At 74.6% G+C, this 15,032-nt stretch carries 15 protein-coding genes; 8 read left to right on the top strand and 7 right to left on the bottom strand.

Annotated features, from left to right (window positions below; translation table 11 throughout):
* Positions 1 to 11: 11 nt before the first annotated feature.
* From ABZ493_RS15765 to ABZ493_RS15755, 3 genes are all read right to left on the bottom strand, one after another.
* On the bottom strand, positions 12 to 851 hold the full coding sequence (locus ABZ493_RS15765; RefSeq protein WP_430583090.1) for a DUF4097 family beta strand repeat-containing protein: 840 nt from the start codon (positions 849 to 851) through the stop codon (positions 12 to 14).
* Between the two features lie 76 nt (positions 852 to 927).
* Positions 928 to 1,458 (bottom strand): histidine kinase, encoded by a 531-nt coding sequence (locus ABZ493_RS15760; RefSeq protein ID WP_430583089.1) that lies wholly within the window; start codon positions 1,456 to 1,458, stop codon positions 928 to 930.
* Between the two features lie 111 nt (positions 1,459 to 1,569).
* Positions 1,570 to 1,713 (bottom strand): hypothetical protein, encoded by a 144-nt coding sequence (locus ABZ493_RS15755; RefSeq protein WP_430583088.1) that lies wholly within the window; start codon positions 1,711 to 1,713, stop codon positions 1,570 to 1,572.
* Between the two features lie 33 nt (positions 1,714 to 1,746).
* On the opposite strand from ABZ493_RS15755, the gene ABZ493_RS15750 reads away from it, so the two are divergent.
* Positions 1,747 to 2,523, top strand: coding sequence for a class I SAM-dependent methyltransferase (locus ABZ493_RS15750; RefSeq protein WP_430583087.1), 777 nt, complete (start codon positions 1,747 to 1,749; stop codon positions 2,521 to 2,523).
* Positions 2,524 to 2,544: 21 nt separating this feature from the next.
* Here ABZ493_RS15750 and ABZ493_RS15745 read toward each other — a convergent pair whose 3' ends face one another.
* Complete coding sequence (locus ABZ493_RS15745) at positions 2,545 to 3,423, bottom strand: VOC family protein (RefSeq protein WP_430583086.1); 879 nt, start codon at positions 3,421 to 3,423, stop codon at positions 2,545 to 2,547.
* A 111-nt stretch (positions 3,424 to 3,534) separates the two neighbouring features.
* On the opposite strand from ABZ493_RS15745, the gene ABZ493_RS15740 reads away from it, so the two are divergent.
* Positions 3,535 to 4,839: an endonuclease/exonuclease/phosphatase family protein gene (locus ABZ493_RS15740; protein ID WP_430583085.1), complete on the top strand. Its 1,305-nt coding sequence runs from the start codon at positions 3,535 to 3,537 to the stop codon at positions 4,837 to 4,839.
* Positions 4,840 to 4,994: 155 nt separating this feature from the next.
* The gene (locus ABZ493_RS15735) at positions 4,995 to 6,152 is read left to right on the top strand and encodes a ScyD/ScyE family protein (protein ID WP_430583084.1); all 1,158 of its coding nucleotides are present in this window, start codon (positions 4,995 to 4,997) and stop codon (positions 6,150 to 6,152) included.
* Between the two features lie 61 nt (positions 6,153 to 6,213).
* On the opposite strand, the gene ABZ493_RS15730 is transcribed toward ABZ493_RS15735, so the two are convergent.
* A complete protein-coding gene (locus ABZ493_RS15730; protein ID WP_430583083.1) occupies positions 6,214 to 7,299 on the bottom strand; it encodes a Gfo/Idh/MocA family oxidoreductase in 1,086 nt (361 codons plus the stop codon).
* A complete protein-coding gene (locus ABZ493_RS15725; protein ID WP_430583082.1) occupies positions 7,296 to 8,450 on the bottom strand; it encodes a Gfo/Idh/MocA family oxidoreductase in 1,155 nt (384 codons plus the stop codon). Before ABZ493_RS15725 ends, ABZ493_RS15730 begins: the two co-directional genes overlap by 4 nt.
* Before the next feature lie 124 nt (positions 8,451 to 8,574).
* Here ABZ493_RS15725 and ABZ493_RS15720 point away from each other — a divergent pair, with 124 nt between their 5' ends.
* Together ABZ493_RS15720 and ABZ493_RS15715 are read left to right on the top strand one after the other, a co-directional pair.
* Positions 8,575 to 9,624, top strand: a complete 1,050-nt coding sequence (locus ABZ493_RS15720) for a LacI family DNA-binding transcriptional regulator (RefSeq protein WP_430583081.1) — start codon at positions 8,575 to 8,577, stop codon at positions 9,622 to 9,624.
* An 84-nt stretch (positions 9,625 to 9,708) separates the two neighbouring features.
* Positions 9,709 to 10,833 carry a beta-eliminating lyase-related protein gene (locus ABZ493_RS15715; protein ID WP_430583080.1) on the top strand — a complete coding sequence of 375 codons (1,125 nt, stop codon included), beginning with the start codon at positions 9,709 to 9,711 and terminating at the stop codon, positions 10,831 to 10,833.
* Between the two features lie 9 nt (positions 10,834 to 10,842).
* On the opposite strand, the gene ABZ493_RS15710 is transcribed toward ABZ493_RS15715, so the two are convergent.
* The gene (locus tag ABZ493_RS15710; RefSeq protein ID WP_430583079.1) at positions 10,843 to 12,111 is read right to left on the bottom strand and encodes an MFS transporter; all 1,269 of its coding nucleotides are present in this window, start codon (positions 12,109 to 12,111) and stop codon (positions 10,843 to 10,845) included.
* Between the two features lie 143 nt (positions 12,112 to 12,254).
* Between ABZ493_RS15710 and ABZ493_RS15705 the strand changes: the two genes are divergently transcribed.
* The 3 genes from ABZ493_RS15705 to ABZ493_RS15695 are packed head-to-tail and all read left to right on the top strand — an operon-like array spanning position 12,255 to position 14,959.
* Positions 12,255 to 13,181 carry a winged helix-turn-helix transcriptional regulator gene (locus tag ABZ493_RS15705; RefSeq protein ID WP_430583078.1) on the top strand — a complete coding sequence of 309 codons (927 nt, stop codon included), beginning with the start codon at positions 12,255 to 12,257 and terminating at the stop codon, positions 13,179 to 13,181.
* 39 nt (positions 13,182 to 13,220) lie between these two features.
* Positions 13,221 to 13,694: an SRPBCC family protein gene (locus tag ABZ493_RS15700; RefSeq protein WP_430583077.1), complete on the top strand. Its 474-nt coding sequence runs from the start codon at positions 13,221 to 13,223 to the stop codon at positions 13,692 to 13,694.
* The gene (locus ABZ493_RS15695) at positions 13,691 to 14,959 is read left to right on the top strand and encodes a glycoside hydrolase family 3 N-terminal domain-containing protein (protein WP_430583076.1); all 1,269 of its coding nucleotides are present in this window, start codon (positions 13,691 to 13,693) and stop codon (positions 14,957 to 14,959) included. The genes ABZ493_RS15700 and ABZ493_RS15695 overlap by 4 nt, the downstream gene beginning before the upstream one ends.
* The last annotated feature ends 73 nt before the right edge of the window (positions 14,960 to 15,032 follow it).

The following is a 15,032-nucleotide window of genomic DNA, read 5'->3' as shown; positions in this document are numbered from 1 at the left end:
CTTCGGTCGGTTCAGGGCCGGCGGACGACGACGTCGCCGAAGCCGGTGCTGGCGTGGATCTCTGCGGTGGCCTCGTCCTCGACGGGGCCCTCGGTGGGGGTCAGCTGGTTGCGGACGGAGCCGCTCTCGGACGAGACGTCGAGGTAGGCGGCGGTGCCCTCGGGCACCCCGACCTCGATGGTTCCGAAGGAGGTCGTGAGGGTGACGGCGCCGGACTCCAGGTTGCCCACCCGGATGCCGGCGTGCGCCGACTTGGCCGTGAGGGTGCCGCGCACGCGGCTCACCGCGATGTCGCCGTGCGCCCCGTGCACCGCGAGGGTGCCGGTGACGGAGCCGACGGTCGTGGTCCCGTTGCTGGCGCGGATCGTGCCGTCTCCGGAGACCTCGTCGACGAAGACGGAGCCTGCGCTCACCTTCACGTCGAGGGAGCCGGTGACACGGCCCGCGGTGGCGGACCCGGCCGAGAGCTTGAGGTCGAGCCGCTCGACGTCGTCCACACGGGCGTTGCCGGCGGACAGCGTCATGTCGACGGCGGCGAGCGCGCCCTCGGCGTAGAGCGAGCCGACCTTGCCGCTCAGCGACGAGCCCTCGGGGAGCTCGACGGTGATGTCGGCGGTGCCGGACGCGAACGGGAGCACGTACTGCTTCCACGAGCCGGGGTACGTGATCGAGACGGCGTCGCCGTCGCGGTCGACGCGCACCGACTCGGCGGCGCGGGCGCTGCCCGACTTGGCGTTGGTCGGGAGGACGGTGACGACGACGTCGTCACGCTCGCCGGCGACCACGTGCACGTTGGCGAACGGCACGTCGACGAGGACGGGGACGGGCTGGGGGGCAGGGAAAGTGGGCATGACGGAGCTCCAGGAGTGGTGTCAGGGTGGTGTCAGGGCGGACGGGCGAGCGGCGCGGTGCGGTGCTGCGAAGGGATCAGCGCACCCAGCCGGTGACGCGGCCGGAGCCGCGCTGCTGCGGACGAGCCTGTGCGGCCGGGCGTCCGGTGGACTGCTCGAGCGCGGCGGCGACCGCGCGGACGAGCCATGTGTTGACGGAGACGCCGTCGCGCGCGGCGGCGGTCTCGGCCTGCGTCTTGAGGTGGTCAGGCAGGCGCAGGGTGGTGCGGGTGGTGGCGCCGCCCTCGAGGTCGACGCTCACCGAGGAGCCGGGGCCGTTCACCTCCAGGGTGGGGCCGGGGGGCGGTGTGGGGTCGGCGGCCACGGTCGGCGCGCTGACGACGAACTCGGGCGAGCCGCCGCGGAGGCGGATGTCGACCGAGCCGGGGGCCAGCTCGGCGGAGATCTCCCCCGCCGCGTCGGACAGCGCCTCGAGCAGCACCAGCCGGGCGGCGGCGTCGAGCGGGGCGGTCAGGCGGGAGGCCAGCTCCCGCGCCTCGTCCCCGCCGGCGGCGGCTGCGGTGCCGAGCTGCTGCTGCAGCTCGTCGACGTATCTCGTGAGGTCCATGGCTCCACTATGACACCATTGTGGTGTCACCGCAAGAGGCTTGACGTCATTTCTGGTGTCAACCTGACGCCGGGCGGTGTCGCCCGGCCCGCGAGCCCACGTCGTCGCAGGTCAGGGACGCTGTTCGCGCAGGATGCGCACCGCCTTCGGCCCGACGCCGTGCAGGGCCAGGAGCTCCGCGTCGGTCCGTGCGGCGACGACGGCGAGCGTCGTGACACCAGCCCCGGCGAGGCGCAGCTGGGGGACCGTCGTCATCCCGTCACCCTGCCACGGCGTTAGCGTGGCGTCGTGACCAGACCCCCGCAGGGCCCCGACGACGCCGCGCACGGCGTGCGCCTGTTCGACGACGTCCGCCCCGACGAGACGGACCGCGCCTACCTGCCCGGCATGAGCAGCGCCTGGAAGATGCCCTGGTACGACGTGCAGAGCTGGTGGCGCCGAGCCGGGCGGCTGCACCGCCGCACCGTCGAGCTCGCCGGGATCGCGCCGGGCCAGCGGGTGCTCGACGTCGGCTGCGGCACCGGCAACCTGTCGCTCGCGGTGCTGCGCGCCGTGCCGGACGCCGCGGTGACCGGCCTCGACCCGGACGGCGCCGCATTGCGCCGCGCGGCCCGCAAGGCGCGGCGTAGGCGGGTGGGGCGGCGCGGCTCGCTCACGCTGGTGCGGGGCTTCGCCGACCGGCTGCCGGCCCCCGACGCGGGCGTCGACCACGTGCTCTCCTCCCCCGCCCTGCACCACGTGCCGATGGATGAGAAGCGCCGGTTCGCCGCCGAGCTCGTCCGCGTCCTGCGCCCCGGCGGCACGGCCACCGTCGCGGACCTCGACGCGCCCGGGCACGGCGGCGGGCACGGCGGTCACGGCAGTCACGGGCACGAGCAGCACGGTCACGGGCACGGCGGGCGTGGGCACCACCGGGAGATCGGGGCGAACCAGCACCGCGACGACAACGCCGACGGCGGGATCCAGCGCCTGCTGACCGACGCCGGGCTGGTGGACGCGCGGGAGGTCGGTCGTGCGACGTTCATGGACACGCCCGTCATGTGGGTGCAGGCGCGCCGGCCCTGACTCGCCGGCCGGCGCCTGGGCTCAGGACTTCCCGGCCTCGGCCTCGGCGGCGACGAACTCCGGCGGCGGGGCGAACTGGGAGAGCACGAGGTCGGCGCCGAACGGGTCGCGGATCGTCGCCTCCCGGGTCCACTCGGTGTCCTGGGTCGCGTGCACGACGGCGCCGCCCCGCTCGGCGGCCTGGGCGGCGGCGTCCCGGTCGGCCACCGCGAAGACGACCGACCAGTGCGCCGGCCCGTCGGCGGGCAGCACCCCGGCGACGACGTCGGAGAACCCGGGCGGGACGAACTCCTGCCGCTCGTGGATCTCCGGGTCCACGGTGCGGGCCAGGTGGTCGCCGTACCCGGGCAGGCGCGCCATGCCGGCGCCCAGGTCGTCGCTGCGCTCCCACCCGAGCAGCGGCCCGTAGAACCGCAGCGCGGCGTCGACGTCGGGGGTGAGCAGGTTGCTGAAGTTCCAGGTGCCGGGCTCGTTGACGCGCTGTGCCCCGGCGCGGGTGCCGGCGCGCCAGAGGCGGCTGGGCGCGCCCTCCGGGTCGACGATCCGCGCCATCCACCCCGCGGCCTGCCCGGGCGGGCCGACCTGCTGCGGGGGCGAGCTCAGCACGCCGCCCAGTTCCACCACGCGCGACGCGGCGGCCTCGACGTCGTCGACCGCGAGGTACGTGTGCCACATCGGCTCGCCGTCGTACCCCGGGTCGGGTGTCGCGACGGCCGCGATCGCCGTCGCGTCCGTGCCGTCCCACGACGCCACGACGTACCTCCCCGGCGCACCCGGCGGCAGCTTCTCGGTGAACCGCCAGCCGAACAGCGCGCCGTAGAACGCGAGGGCGGCGTCGACGTCGGCGACCTCGAGGTCGATCCAGCTCGGGACGCCGTGCGGGTACGTGTGCTGGCTCATCTCCCCAGGCTGCACCGGCCCACCGACACCTCGCCCGTCGACACCGACCGTTCATCCACAGGTCGCCCCGACCCCCTTCCGCCCGCGCCCCCGGTTCCCTACCGTGACGACATGACCGCTCCTCGCACGCCCTCCCGACGCGTCGCAGTCCGCCGTCCGACCGTCGCTCTCGCCGCCGCGCTGGCGCTCGGCGCGGGCCTGGCCGTGGCGCCGCTCGCCGCGAGCGCCCACGGGGGACAGCACGAGGGGCAGCACGAGGGGCAGCACGAGGGGCACGGGCGTCCGCACGACCGCTCGCTGCGCGTGGCGACGTACAACCTGTCGCTGAACCGGGCGGCGGAGGGCGAGCTGCAGGCGGACCTGGCCACGGGCGACGACCCGCAGGCGCGCACGGTGGCCGAGGTGATCCAGCGCGCGGACCCGGACGTCGTCCTGCTCAACGAGTTCGACTACGACACCGCCCGTGCCGGCGTGGACCTGTTCCGCGCGAACTACCTCGAGGTGTCGCAGGGCGGCGCCGAGCCCGTGCGCTACCGCTACGCGTACACCGCGCCCTCGAACACGGGGGTGCCGAGCGGCTTCGACCTCGACAACAGCGGCGCGGTGGGCGGCGGCAACGACGCCTTCGGGTTCGGCGAGTTCGAGGGCCAGTACGGGATGGTCGTGCTGTCGAAGTACCCGATCGACACCCGGAACGTGCGCACGTTCCAGCACTTCCTGTGGAAGGACATGCCGGGCGCGCTGCTGCCCGACGACCCGGCCACCCCCGAGCCCGCGGACTGGTACTCCCCCGAGGAGCTCGACGTCGTACGGCTGTCCAGCAAGTCGCACTGGGACGTGCCGGTGCGCGTGGGCGGCCGGACCGTGCACGTCCTGGCGTCGCACCCGACGCCGCCCACGTTCGACGGCGCCGAGGACCGCAACGGCCGGCGCAACCACGACGAGATCCGCTTCTGGGCCGACTACGTGACGCCAGGGAAGGCCTCGCGGTACGTGTACGACGACGAGGGCGGGCGCGGCGGGCTGAAGCCCGGCGAGCGCTTCGTGATCCTGGGCGACCAGAACGCCGACCCGCTGGACGGCGACTCCGTGGACGCGGCCATCGACCAGCTCCTGCAGCACCCGCGGATCACGGACCCGCGGCCGACGTCGGACGGCGCCGTCGAGGCGTCCGGCCTGCAGGGCGGCGCCAACGCGACGCACCGCGGCGACCCCGCGCTCGACACGGCCGACTTCGCCGACACCGCGCCGGGCAACCTGCGGGCCGACTACGTGCTGCCGTCGGCGGGCCTGCCCGTGCGTGACGCCGGCGTGTTCTGGCCGACGCAGGCGGACCCGCTGTCGCGGCTCACGGGCGTCTACCCGTTCCCGTCGAGCGACCACCGGCTGGTGTGGGTGGACCTGCGGGTCGGCTGACCGCGGGGAGAGCGCGCCGCGCAACCGGTGCCGGGGGCATCTCGAATCACCCGCGCTTCACCCCCGCCGCCGGGACCCCGCCGGTGCGAGCGCCCCCGGGCGGTCGCAGGCTCGACAGTGCTGTGCCCTCTCACCGTCGAGCCCCTGGAGATCCCATGAGACGCGCCCTCACCGCGGCGGCAGCGACAGCGACCGCGCTGCTGCTCGCCGCGACGCCCGCCGCCGCGCACGGCGGCAAGCCCTCCCCGAAGCCCCCGGCCGTCAGCGACATCGCCGACGGCCTCGTCACTCCGCTCAGCGCCGCCGTCGGCGCGCACGGCACGTCGTACGTCACCCAGAACTTCGCCGGCCTGCTCACCGAGGTCGACAAGCGGGGCCGCACCTCGGTCGTCCACGCGTCCTCGAACGGCGAGGAGGTGGGCGGCGTCTCCTACCGCGACCGGACGCTCACCTTCACCGAGACGTCGTACGACGAGATGGGCAACCCGGCCGGGTCGACCCTCCGCACGCTGCGACTGGACCGGCACGGCGACCCGGCAGGCCCCGCCCGCACGGTCGCGGACATCCGCGCGTACGAGAACGACCGGAACCCCGACGGCCGGTTCGCGTACGGCTTCCGCGACCTCCCCGCGTCCTGCGCGGCGCAGTTCCCGGAAGGGTTCCCGGCGGAGTACACCGGCATGGAGGACTCGCACCCCTACGCGACCACCAGCCTCCGGGGCACGACGCTCGTCGCCGACGCCGGCATGAACGCCATCCTGTCCGTGAGCGACCGTGGCCGGGTCCGTACCGTCGCGGTGCTGCCCCCGCAACCCGCGGTCGTCTCGGCCGAGGCCGCGGAGCAGAACGGGATGCCGCCCTGCGTCGCCGGCCGTACCTACTGGTTCGAGTCCGTCCCCACCGACGTGGAGGTCGGCCCCTGGGGTCAGCTCTACGTCACCACGCTTCCCGGCGGCCCGGAGGACGACAGCCTCGGGGCCCGCGGCGCGGTCTACCGGGTCAACCCCGTGACCGGGTCGGTGCGCGAGGTGGCGGACGGCTTCGTCAGCGCGACCAACCTCGCCGTCTCCCCGAAGGGCGACATCTACGTCGCGGAGATGTTCGGCGACCGGATCAGCACGGTGAAGCACGGCGGTCCGCGCACGGTCGTCGAGATCACCGTCCCGGGTGCCGTCGAGTGGTCCGGCAAGGGCCTGCTCGCCACGGCGAACGCCTTCGACCCGACGGCGGGGCCGACCGACCCCCCGCAGGGCCGGCTCGTCACCGTCGACCTGCACGCGAAGCACGGCCACCACGGCCACCACGGCCGCTGAGCCGCACAGCGGTCGAGCCTGCCGGGACCCGGTCCCGGCAGGCTCGACCGGCGGGGCAGGGTCAGGGCGTCAGCACCCGCGCCTGCTGCTGGGCGAGGACGCTCAGCTCGGCCGCCTTGAAGGCGTGCTCCTGCGTCATCGCGTTCTCGGTGCGCTCCAGGCAGTCGAGGATGAGCTGCCCGAAGTAGGGGAACCCGACCTGGCCGTCCGCGACCAGGTGGTGCTCACCGTCGCCGTCGACGAGGAACACGTGCCCCCCGCCCTCGCCGGTGCCGACGTTGACGTACTTGCGCAGCTCGATGTACCCCTCGGTGCCGAGGATGATCGTGCGGCCGTCGCCCCACGTGCTCAGCCCGTCCGGCGTGAACCAGTCGACCCGCACGTACCCGGTCGCCCCGTTGTCCATGACGATGCCGGCCTCGCCGAAGTCGTCCAGCTCGGGGTGGTCCGGGTGGTGGTAGTTCGCGATGGCGGCGTGGCTGATCTCCGCGTCCTTCGCGCCCGCGTAGTGCAGCATCTGGTCGAAGTTGTGGCTCCCGATGTCGCACAGGATGCCGCCGTACTTCTCCTTCTCGAAGAACCAGTCCGGTCGGCCGGTGCCGAGGCGGTGCGGTCCGAGGCCCATCACCTGCAGCACACGCCCGATCGCCCCGCGGTCGATGAGCTGCTCGGCCAGCACGGCGGCCTCGACGTGGATGCGCTCGGAGTAGTAGACGGCGTACTTCTGGCCCGTGCGGGCCGTGGCCTCGCGCGCGGCGGCGAGCTGGTCGAGCGTCGTCAGCGGCGCCTTGTCGGTGAAGTAGTCCTTGCCCGCCTCGATGACCCGCAGGCCGAGCGGCGCGCGCTCGGACGTCACCGCGGCGCCCGCGACGAGTCGCACCTCGGCGTCGTCGAGGATCTCGGCCTCGCTGCGCGCGACGCGCACGTCGGGGAACTTGCTGCGCATCGTCTCGACCTTGGCCGGGTCGGGGTCGTACACCCACTTCAGGGTGCCGCCGGCCCCGGCGAGGCCCTCGCACATGCCGAACACGTGGCCGTGGTCGAGGCTGGTCGCCGCGAAGACGAACTCCCCCGGCTCGACGACGGGCGCGGGCACGGGCTCCGGCGCGTAGGCGGCGCCGCTGGCTGCTCCGGTCGGGTTGCTCATGCCTTCGCCCCCACCGTGATCGCGCCCGGCAGCTCGCCCACCGACGCCGTCTTCTCGAAGAACCGCGGCGCCCGCTCCAGGAGGGTGCCGGTGCGGTAGAAGGGGTCGTCGGGCGACAGCGGCAGGTCCACGGTGCGGCGCTCGATGCCCGCCTCGTAGATGGCCGTGACCAGCTCGATGGCGCGGCGGCCGTCCTCGCCGTCGACGGCGGGACGACGGCGCTCGCGCACGGCGTCGAGCATGTCGGCGATCTGCCCGGCGTGGCCGGTGTGCTCCAGCGGCCGGTGCGCCGCCGCGACGGCCTCGATCTGCGCGACCCGCTCCGTGTCGTCCTCGTCTGCGGGGAAGCCGTTCGGGTTGGCCAGGTTCGCCTCGACCTTCCACGGCTGCGAGACGCGGGCGTTCCGGCCCTGCACGACGATCGCCTGCTCCTCGCCGTGGCTCACCACGGAGGCGGTGACCTCGGCGAGCGCGCGGTCGTACTGCAGCACGCTCACCGACAGGTCCTCGACCTCGGCGTTCTCGTGCGCCGCGTTGGTCAGCACGGACGTGACGGCCTTCGGGGACCCGAGCATCCACAGGGTCATGTCGAGGTGGTGGATGGCGTGGTTGAGCGTGCAGCCGCCGCCCTCGCGCTCCCAGGTGCCGCGCCACCACAGGTCGTAGTACTCGGTGCCGCGCCACCAGGCCGAGCTGACCTGGGCGTGCGTGACCGGGCCCGCGAGGCCGGAGTCCAGCACCTCCTTGAGCGTCGCGATGTCGTCGCGGAAGCGGTTCTGCGCGACGACGGACAGCAGGCGGCCGTTGTCCTTCGCGGCGGCGATCATCGCGTCGCACTCCTCGAGCGAGGGCGCCATCGGCTTCTCGACGAGCACGTCGACGCCGGCCTCCAGGGCCTGGATCGACAGGGCGGCGTGGGTGGACGGCGGCGTCGCGACGCTGACGAGGTCGAGGGACTCGGCGGCGAGCATCTCGGCGGCGTCGGTGTAGACGCGGGCGCCGTCGATCCCGAGCTCCGCGCGCAGGGCCTCGGCGCGGCCGGGGGCCGGGTCGCACAGCGCGACGATCTCGCACTGCTCCCCGAAGCGCTGGTAGCCGTCGATGTGCGCCCGGGCGATCCCGCCCGTACCGACGATCCCGATGGTGAGCATGGTTCCTCCGATGGAACGAGCTGGCTGGCGGTTCGGCATGATACGTATCATGCGACGGGGATCAGGGTGGCCGGAGGGCCGCGGCCCTGTCAAGACGAGAGGTGAGGGAGGTCATACTGTGGCGATGTCCCACCCGCCCACCAGCCGCGACGTCGCGCGCCTCGCCGGGGTGTCGCAGGCGACCGTCTCCTACGCGCTCACGGGGCGCGGCACCATCTCGGCGGCTACCCGCGCACGGGTGCTGGAGGTCGCCGAGTCGGTCGGCTACCGGCCCAACCTCGCCGCGCGGTCCATGCGCACGCGCCGGTCGGGCCGGCTGGCCGTCGTCACCGGCGCGACGCTCGACCACCAGCTCCGCCTGCTCACCGGCGCCGGGGAGGTGGCCGAGGCCGCGGGCTACGCCATGGAGACGCACACCGTCGACGGCACGGTGGAGCAGCGCACCGCGCGCGTGCGCGACCTCGCCGCGAGCCGGCAGTACGAGGGCGTCCTCACCCTGGTGCCGGTGCTCCCGGAGGTGCTGTCCGACCCGTCCGCGCCGGCCGACGACGACGCCACCCCCGTCGTCGCCGAGGCGGCCTTCGACGAGCAGATGCGCAGCCTGGGCGACCTCGCCGACGCCAGCACGGTCGAGGTGTTCGTCGCGGCGCTCGTCGCCGCGGGCTACCGCCGCTTCGTGCACGTCGGCGGGCCCGAGCACTTCGCCTCCGCGCGGGCACGCCGCGACGTCTACCTGGCCTCGGTCGCGCGCGCCGCCGCCGACCCGGCGACGAGCGACGTCGTGTCCCTCGGCGTCCTCAGCCGCTCCTGGTCCGGCGACGACGCCCGCCGCGCGGTCGCGGAGATCCCCGCCGACGCGCCGCCCCTGGCCGTGATCGCCGCGAACGACTATCTCGCCGCCGGCGTGGTCCGGGGCGCCGCCGAGCGCGGCTGGTCGGTGCCCGGCGACCTCGTCGTCACGGGCTGGGACAACTTCGAGATGGGGGCGCTGATGATGCCGTCCCTCACCACCGTCGACGTCGACTTCCCCGAGGCCGGCCGCACCGCGATGCGCCGGCTGGTCGCGACGGTGCAGGGCGAGCCCCGTCCGGGGCCCGGCGCGCCGATCCACCGCATCGTGTGGCGCGAGTCCACCGGCGGCGTCCCCGGGCCGGCCGACCCTGCCTCGACGTAGCGGCCTCGACGTAGCGGTCTCTCCTCGTCCCGCCCCGGGACGAGGAGGAACCACGACGTCGACACCCGCGCCTACCCTGGGCCCGTGACCGAGCCTCGCACCCTCCCGCCGTTCGCCTCCGACAACTACGCGCCCGTGCACCCGGACGTCCTGGCCGCCGTCGCCGCGGCGAACGACGGGTACGCCGTCGCGTACGGGGACGACCCGTGGACCGCCCGGCTGGACCTCCGCGTCCGCGAGGTCTTCGGCGCCGGGGCGCTCGCGTTCCCGGTGCTCAACGGCACGGGCGCGAACGTCGTGTCGCTCACCGCGCTCTCGCCGCGCTGGGGCGGTGTCGTCGTGTCCGACGTCGCGCACGTGAACACCGACGAGAACGGCGCACCCGAGCGGGTGGGCGGCCTCAAGCTGCTCGCCTGCCCGTCCGTGGACGGCCGGATCACGCCCGACGACGTCGCGCGCTGGGCCGGGCAGCGCGACGACGTGCACCGCGCGCACCCCGCGGTGCTGTCGCTCACGCAGTCCACCGAGCTCGGCACGGTCTACCCGCTCGAGGACCTGCGCGCGCTCACCCAGGTCGCGCACGAGCTGGGGATGGCGGTGCACGTGGACGGTTCCCGGCTGGCGAACGCCGCCGCGTCGCTCGGCTGCTCGTTGCGGGCGCTGACCACCGACGCGGGAGTCGACGTCGTCTCCCTCGGCGCCGCGAAGAACGGCGGGATGCTCGGCGAGGCCGTCCTCGTGCTGGGGCCGGACGACGCCCCGGACGCCGCGTCCGCGCGGTCCCGGGAGACGGCCGCGGCCGCCGTGCCGTTCCTGCGCAAGGCATCGATGCAGCTCGCGTCCAAGACGCGGTTCGTCTCCGCGCAGCTCCTGGCGCTGCTCGGGGACCCGGACGACGCGGCGGGCGACGACGAACCCCTGTGGCACCGCAACGCCGCGCGGTCGAACGCGATGGCGACCCGCCTGCGCGCGGGCCTCGAAGGGCTCGGCGGCGACGTCGTGCGCGTCACCCGCCCCACCGAGGCGAACGCCGTCTTCGCCACGCTCCCCCGCGCCGCCGCCGACCGGCTGCGCGCCGTCGCCCGCTTCTACGACTGGGCCGACGGCGAGACGCCCGACCGCGTCGAGGTGCGGCTCATGTGCTCCTGGGACACCGCGCCGGAGACGGTCGACGCGTTCGTCACGGCGGCCGCCGACGCGGCGGCCTGACCGAGGCGTTCAGCGCGACGCCGGGGTCGCGAGCGGCAGGTCGGGGGCCGCGGCGTCGTAGTCCTCCAGGTTCCGCAGCCTCCGCACGGGGCTGAGCCCGACGATGACGGGCCCGAGCAGCAGCACGAACGCGGACCCGAGCAGCACGGCCCGGCTGCCGATGTGCGCGGCGAGCACGCCGGCCGCGAGCGACCCGAGCGGGATCATGCTCCACGACACGAACCGCACGGTGGCCATCACCCGCGACAGCAGCTCGGGCGGGCTCGCGACCTGCCGATACGTGCGCGTCACGACGCTCCCCGGCACCACCGACGCGCCGAACACCATCGTGCCGACGGCGAAGCAGAGCCACCCCGCGGCGCCGGCGCCGAGCGGGATCAGCAGCGCGCCGGCGAACCCGAACAGCCCGTCGAGCAGCAGCACCCGCGCGGACCCGAAACGTCGCACGAGCCACGGCGTGGCGGCCGCCGCGAGCAGCGACCCGACGCCGTCGGCGGCGAGCAGCACGCCCACCATCGCGGGCGGCGCGTCGAGGTCGCGCACCAGGTAGAGCGCGAACAGCCCGGCCTGCACGCCGCACACGAGGTTGACGACGCACGCCCACCAGGTGGCCGGGGCGATCACGGGGTGCCGCACGACGAACCGCCAGCCCTCGGCGATCATCGCGCCCATGCCCGGCCGGGCCTCGTCGTCGCCCAGGGCGGGCTCGCGCCGTTCGGGCAGCCGCCGCAGCAGCAGGGCGGACACGACGTACGACGCGGCGTCGACCAGCAGCGCCGGCACGGCCCCCACGGCCTGGACCAGGAGGCCCGCCACCGACGGCCCGCCGAGCTGCGTGGCGGCCTGCGTGCCCGAGACCAGGCTGTTGCGGCTGGTCAGCTCGTGCTTCGGCACGACCGTCGGCAGGAAGGTCGTGTTGGCGGTGAAGAAGAACACCTCGGCGACGTTCACCGCGAGCGCCGCGAGCACGAGGTGGACCAACGAGAGGTCACCGAGCCACCAGACCAGCGGGACGGCGAGGATCACGGCGGCGCGCACCAGGTCGGCCGCCACCTGCGTGGCGCGCAGCGGCAGCCGGTGCACGATCGCGCCGGCGGGCAGCCCGAGCACCACCCAGGCGAGGTACGACGACGCGGCAAGCAGGCCCGTCTCGACCGGGCCGGCGTCGAGCACGGTCACCGCTGCGAGCGGCAGCGCGACGGTCGTGACGGCGGTGCCGACGCCGCTGGTGGTGCTCGCGGCCCAGTAGGTCCAGAACGGCCGTGCACTCGTGGCCACCGGGCCACCTCCTCGTCGACGAGACTCCGCGGGGCCCGCCGGGAACAGGCGGGGTCGCGTCGTCGTTGGTAAGTTCCAGATTGGAACTTACCCCATGGTTGCGGGATGGACGCGCACCCCGGCCCGGCGAGAGGATGTGCCCCATGCGCCGCGAGGACCTTGCCGACAGCTCGTGCGGCATCGCGCAGTCCCTCGGCGTCGTCGGCGACTGGCAGAGCCTGTTGATCGTGCGCGAGGCGGCCGCCGGCGTCACCCGGTTCGAGGGCTTCGACCGCGAGCTCGGGCTCTCGCGCCGCGCGCTCACCGAGAGGCTCGGCGGCCTCGTCGAGCACGGGGTCCTGGAGAAGGTGCCGTACTCCGAGCGCCCGCCGCGCCACGACTACCGGCTCACCGCCCAGGGCGAGGGCCTGCTGCCCGTGCTGCTCGCGCTGCAGGAGTGGGGCACGCGGTTCGTCATGGGCGACGGCGGGGTCAGCGGCGCGCTGGGCGACGGCGACCTCGCGCGGGCCCGCGCACTCGAGGGCACGCGGGTTCCCGACGTCGCGCTCGCGGCGCACGACGGCTCCACCGTGCGGCTCGTGTCCCCCGACCGGTGGACCGCGCTGTTCTTCTTCCCCGGCGCGTACGCGCCCGGCACCCACGGCTACCCGCCCCGCTGGGGCGACGTGCCGGGCACCGCCGGCTGCACGCTCGAGTGCGTCACCTACGGCCGCCGGCACGCCGACCTGGCGGCCGCGGGGGCGCGGGTGCTCGGCGTGAGCACGCAGCACCCGGAGCAGCAGGCCGCGTTCGCGGCCCACGCCGAGCTGCCCTACCTGCTCGCGTCGGACCAGGACGGGCTGGCCGCGTCCGCGCTCCGCCTGCCCGTGTTCCGCGCCGGCGGTTCCGACCGGCTCAAGCGCGTCACGCTGCTGGTGGACCCGACCGGCGTCGTGCGGCACGTGCAGGCGCCGGTCACGGACCCGGCACAGTCCGTCGACGACGTGCTCGACCTCGTGCGCGGGCTCGCGGTCGCGGCACCGGCGGAGACCGCGCCGGCGGGGACGGCGGCGTCGAGGGCCCGGCGTTAGGGTCGGAACCAACCGGAGCCGGCGGAAGGAACCCCCACCATGACCACCCCCACCAGCCCCACCAGCACGTCGGAGCACCGCTACCCGCACGTGGCCGAGGCGTCGATCCACGTGGCCCAGCCGCCCGAGCGGGTGTGGGCCGAGCTCATGCACCCGGGCGCGCGCTGGATGCTCGGCGCGAACATCGAGACGGACTTCCAGCCGGGCAGCCCGATCACGTTCGAGGGCCACTTCTTCGGCCGCCAGTTCTCCGACAAGGGCGTGGTGATCGCCGTCGAGCGTCCGCGCCTGCTGCACTTCACCCACTTCTCCCCCCTGGCCGAGCTCGCGGACGTCGAGGACAACTACCACGAGATTCGCATTGCGCTCGAACCGGACGAGACGGGTACGGTCGTGTCCGTGAGGCAGGAGAACATCGACACGGCCCAGCACGCGACGAACTCGCAGGCGCACTGGCAGGACGCGCTCGCGACCCTCGCCCACCGCGATGGTGCACCTGCCCGGCGCGCGTGACCCGGCGCCGGCCCGCACGGGCCGCCGTCACCGCGCTCACCGCGACGCTCGTCGTCGTCCCGCTCGCCGCGTGCTCCGGCGCGGGCAGCGAGCCGTCTCCCGGCCCGGCATCCTCCGTCTCGGAAGGCGCGCCGTCGAGCTCACCCAGCCCGTCCCCGAGCGCGACGACCGCGTCGCCGAGCCCGACGGCGTCGACCACCCCCGAGCCCGCCGGCACCCCGACGCCTGACGACGCGCTGGCGGGCTGGAGCCTCGAGCAGAAGGTGGGCCAGCTGCTCATGGTCGGGGTGTCGGTGAGCGACCCCGCCCCCGTGAGCGCCGAGGCGATCCGTGAGGAGCACGTGGGCAACGTCTTCCTGCACGGCCGCAGCACGGCGGGAGTGGACGCGACGCGCGAGCTGGTCGACGAGTACACCGCGCTCGTGTCCCCCCGCTCGACCCGCGGCACGCCGCTGCTCGTGGCCACCGACCAGGAGGGTGGCCTCGTCCAGGTGCTCCGTGGCCCGGGGTTCTCCGACGTCCCGAGGGCGACCGAGCAGGCCACCTGGAAGCCCGCCACGCTGCAGAAGCGCGCGCGGGGCTGGGGTGACGAGCTCGCCGCCGCGGGCGTGAACCTCAACCTCGCGCCCGTGATGGACCTGGTGGACGAGGACGACGCCGCGGACAACCCGCCCATCGGCTACTTCGGGCGGAACTACGGCTTCACGCCGACCTCGGTGGTCCGTTCGGCGAACGCGTTCAGCGCGGGCCAGCGGGCGGCCGGCGTCGAGACCGTCATCAAGCACTTCCCGGGCCTCGGCCGCGTCACGGAGAACACGGACACCGCGGCGCGCGTCACCGACGACGTCACCACTCGCGACGACCCGTCCGTGCGCGTCTTCGCCCGCGGGATCGACGCGGGCGCGCGCTACGTGATGATGTCGAGCGCCGTGTACGAGCGCATCGACCCCGACGCCCCCGCCCCGTTCTCCCCCGTCGTCGTGGACGACCTGCTGCGCGGCGACCTCGGGTTCGACGGCGTCGTCATGACCGACGACGTGTCCGCCGCCGCCCAGGTGCAGGACCGCTCGCCCGGCGAGCGGGCGGTGGACGCCGTCGACGCCGGCGTCGACCTGGTGCTCGCGTCGGCCGACCCGTCCGTCGTGCCCGCGATGGCGGACGCCCTGGTCGCGAAGGCCCGCAAGGACCCGGAGTTCGCGAAGAAGGTCGACGCCTCCGCCCGCCGGGTGCTGGCGGCCAAGGCCGCCACCCTCCCGCCGAGGTAGTACCAGGCCCCACGAGGTAGTTGCCGGGCTGCCGAGGTAGTACCCGGGATGCCGAGGTAGTACCCGGGCTGCC

The sequence above is a fragment of the Isoptericola sp. NPDC019482 genome (genome assembly GCF_040632295.1).
Lineage (GTDB): Bacteria > Actinomycetota > Actinomycetes > Actinomycetales > Cellulomonadaceae > Isoptericola.
This window is presented reverse-complemented; position numbering and strand designations above follow the sequence as displayed.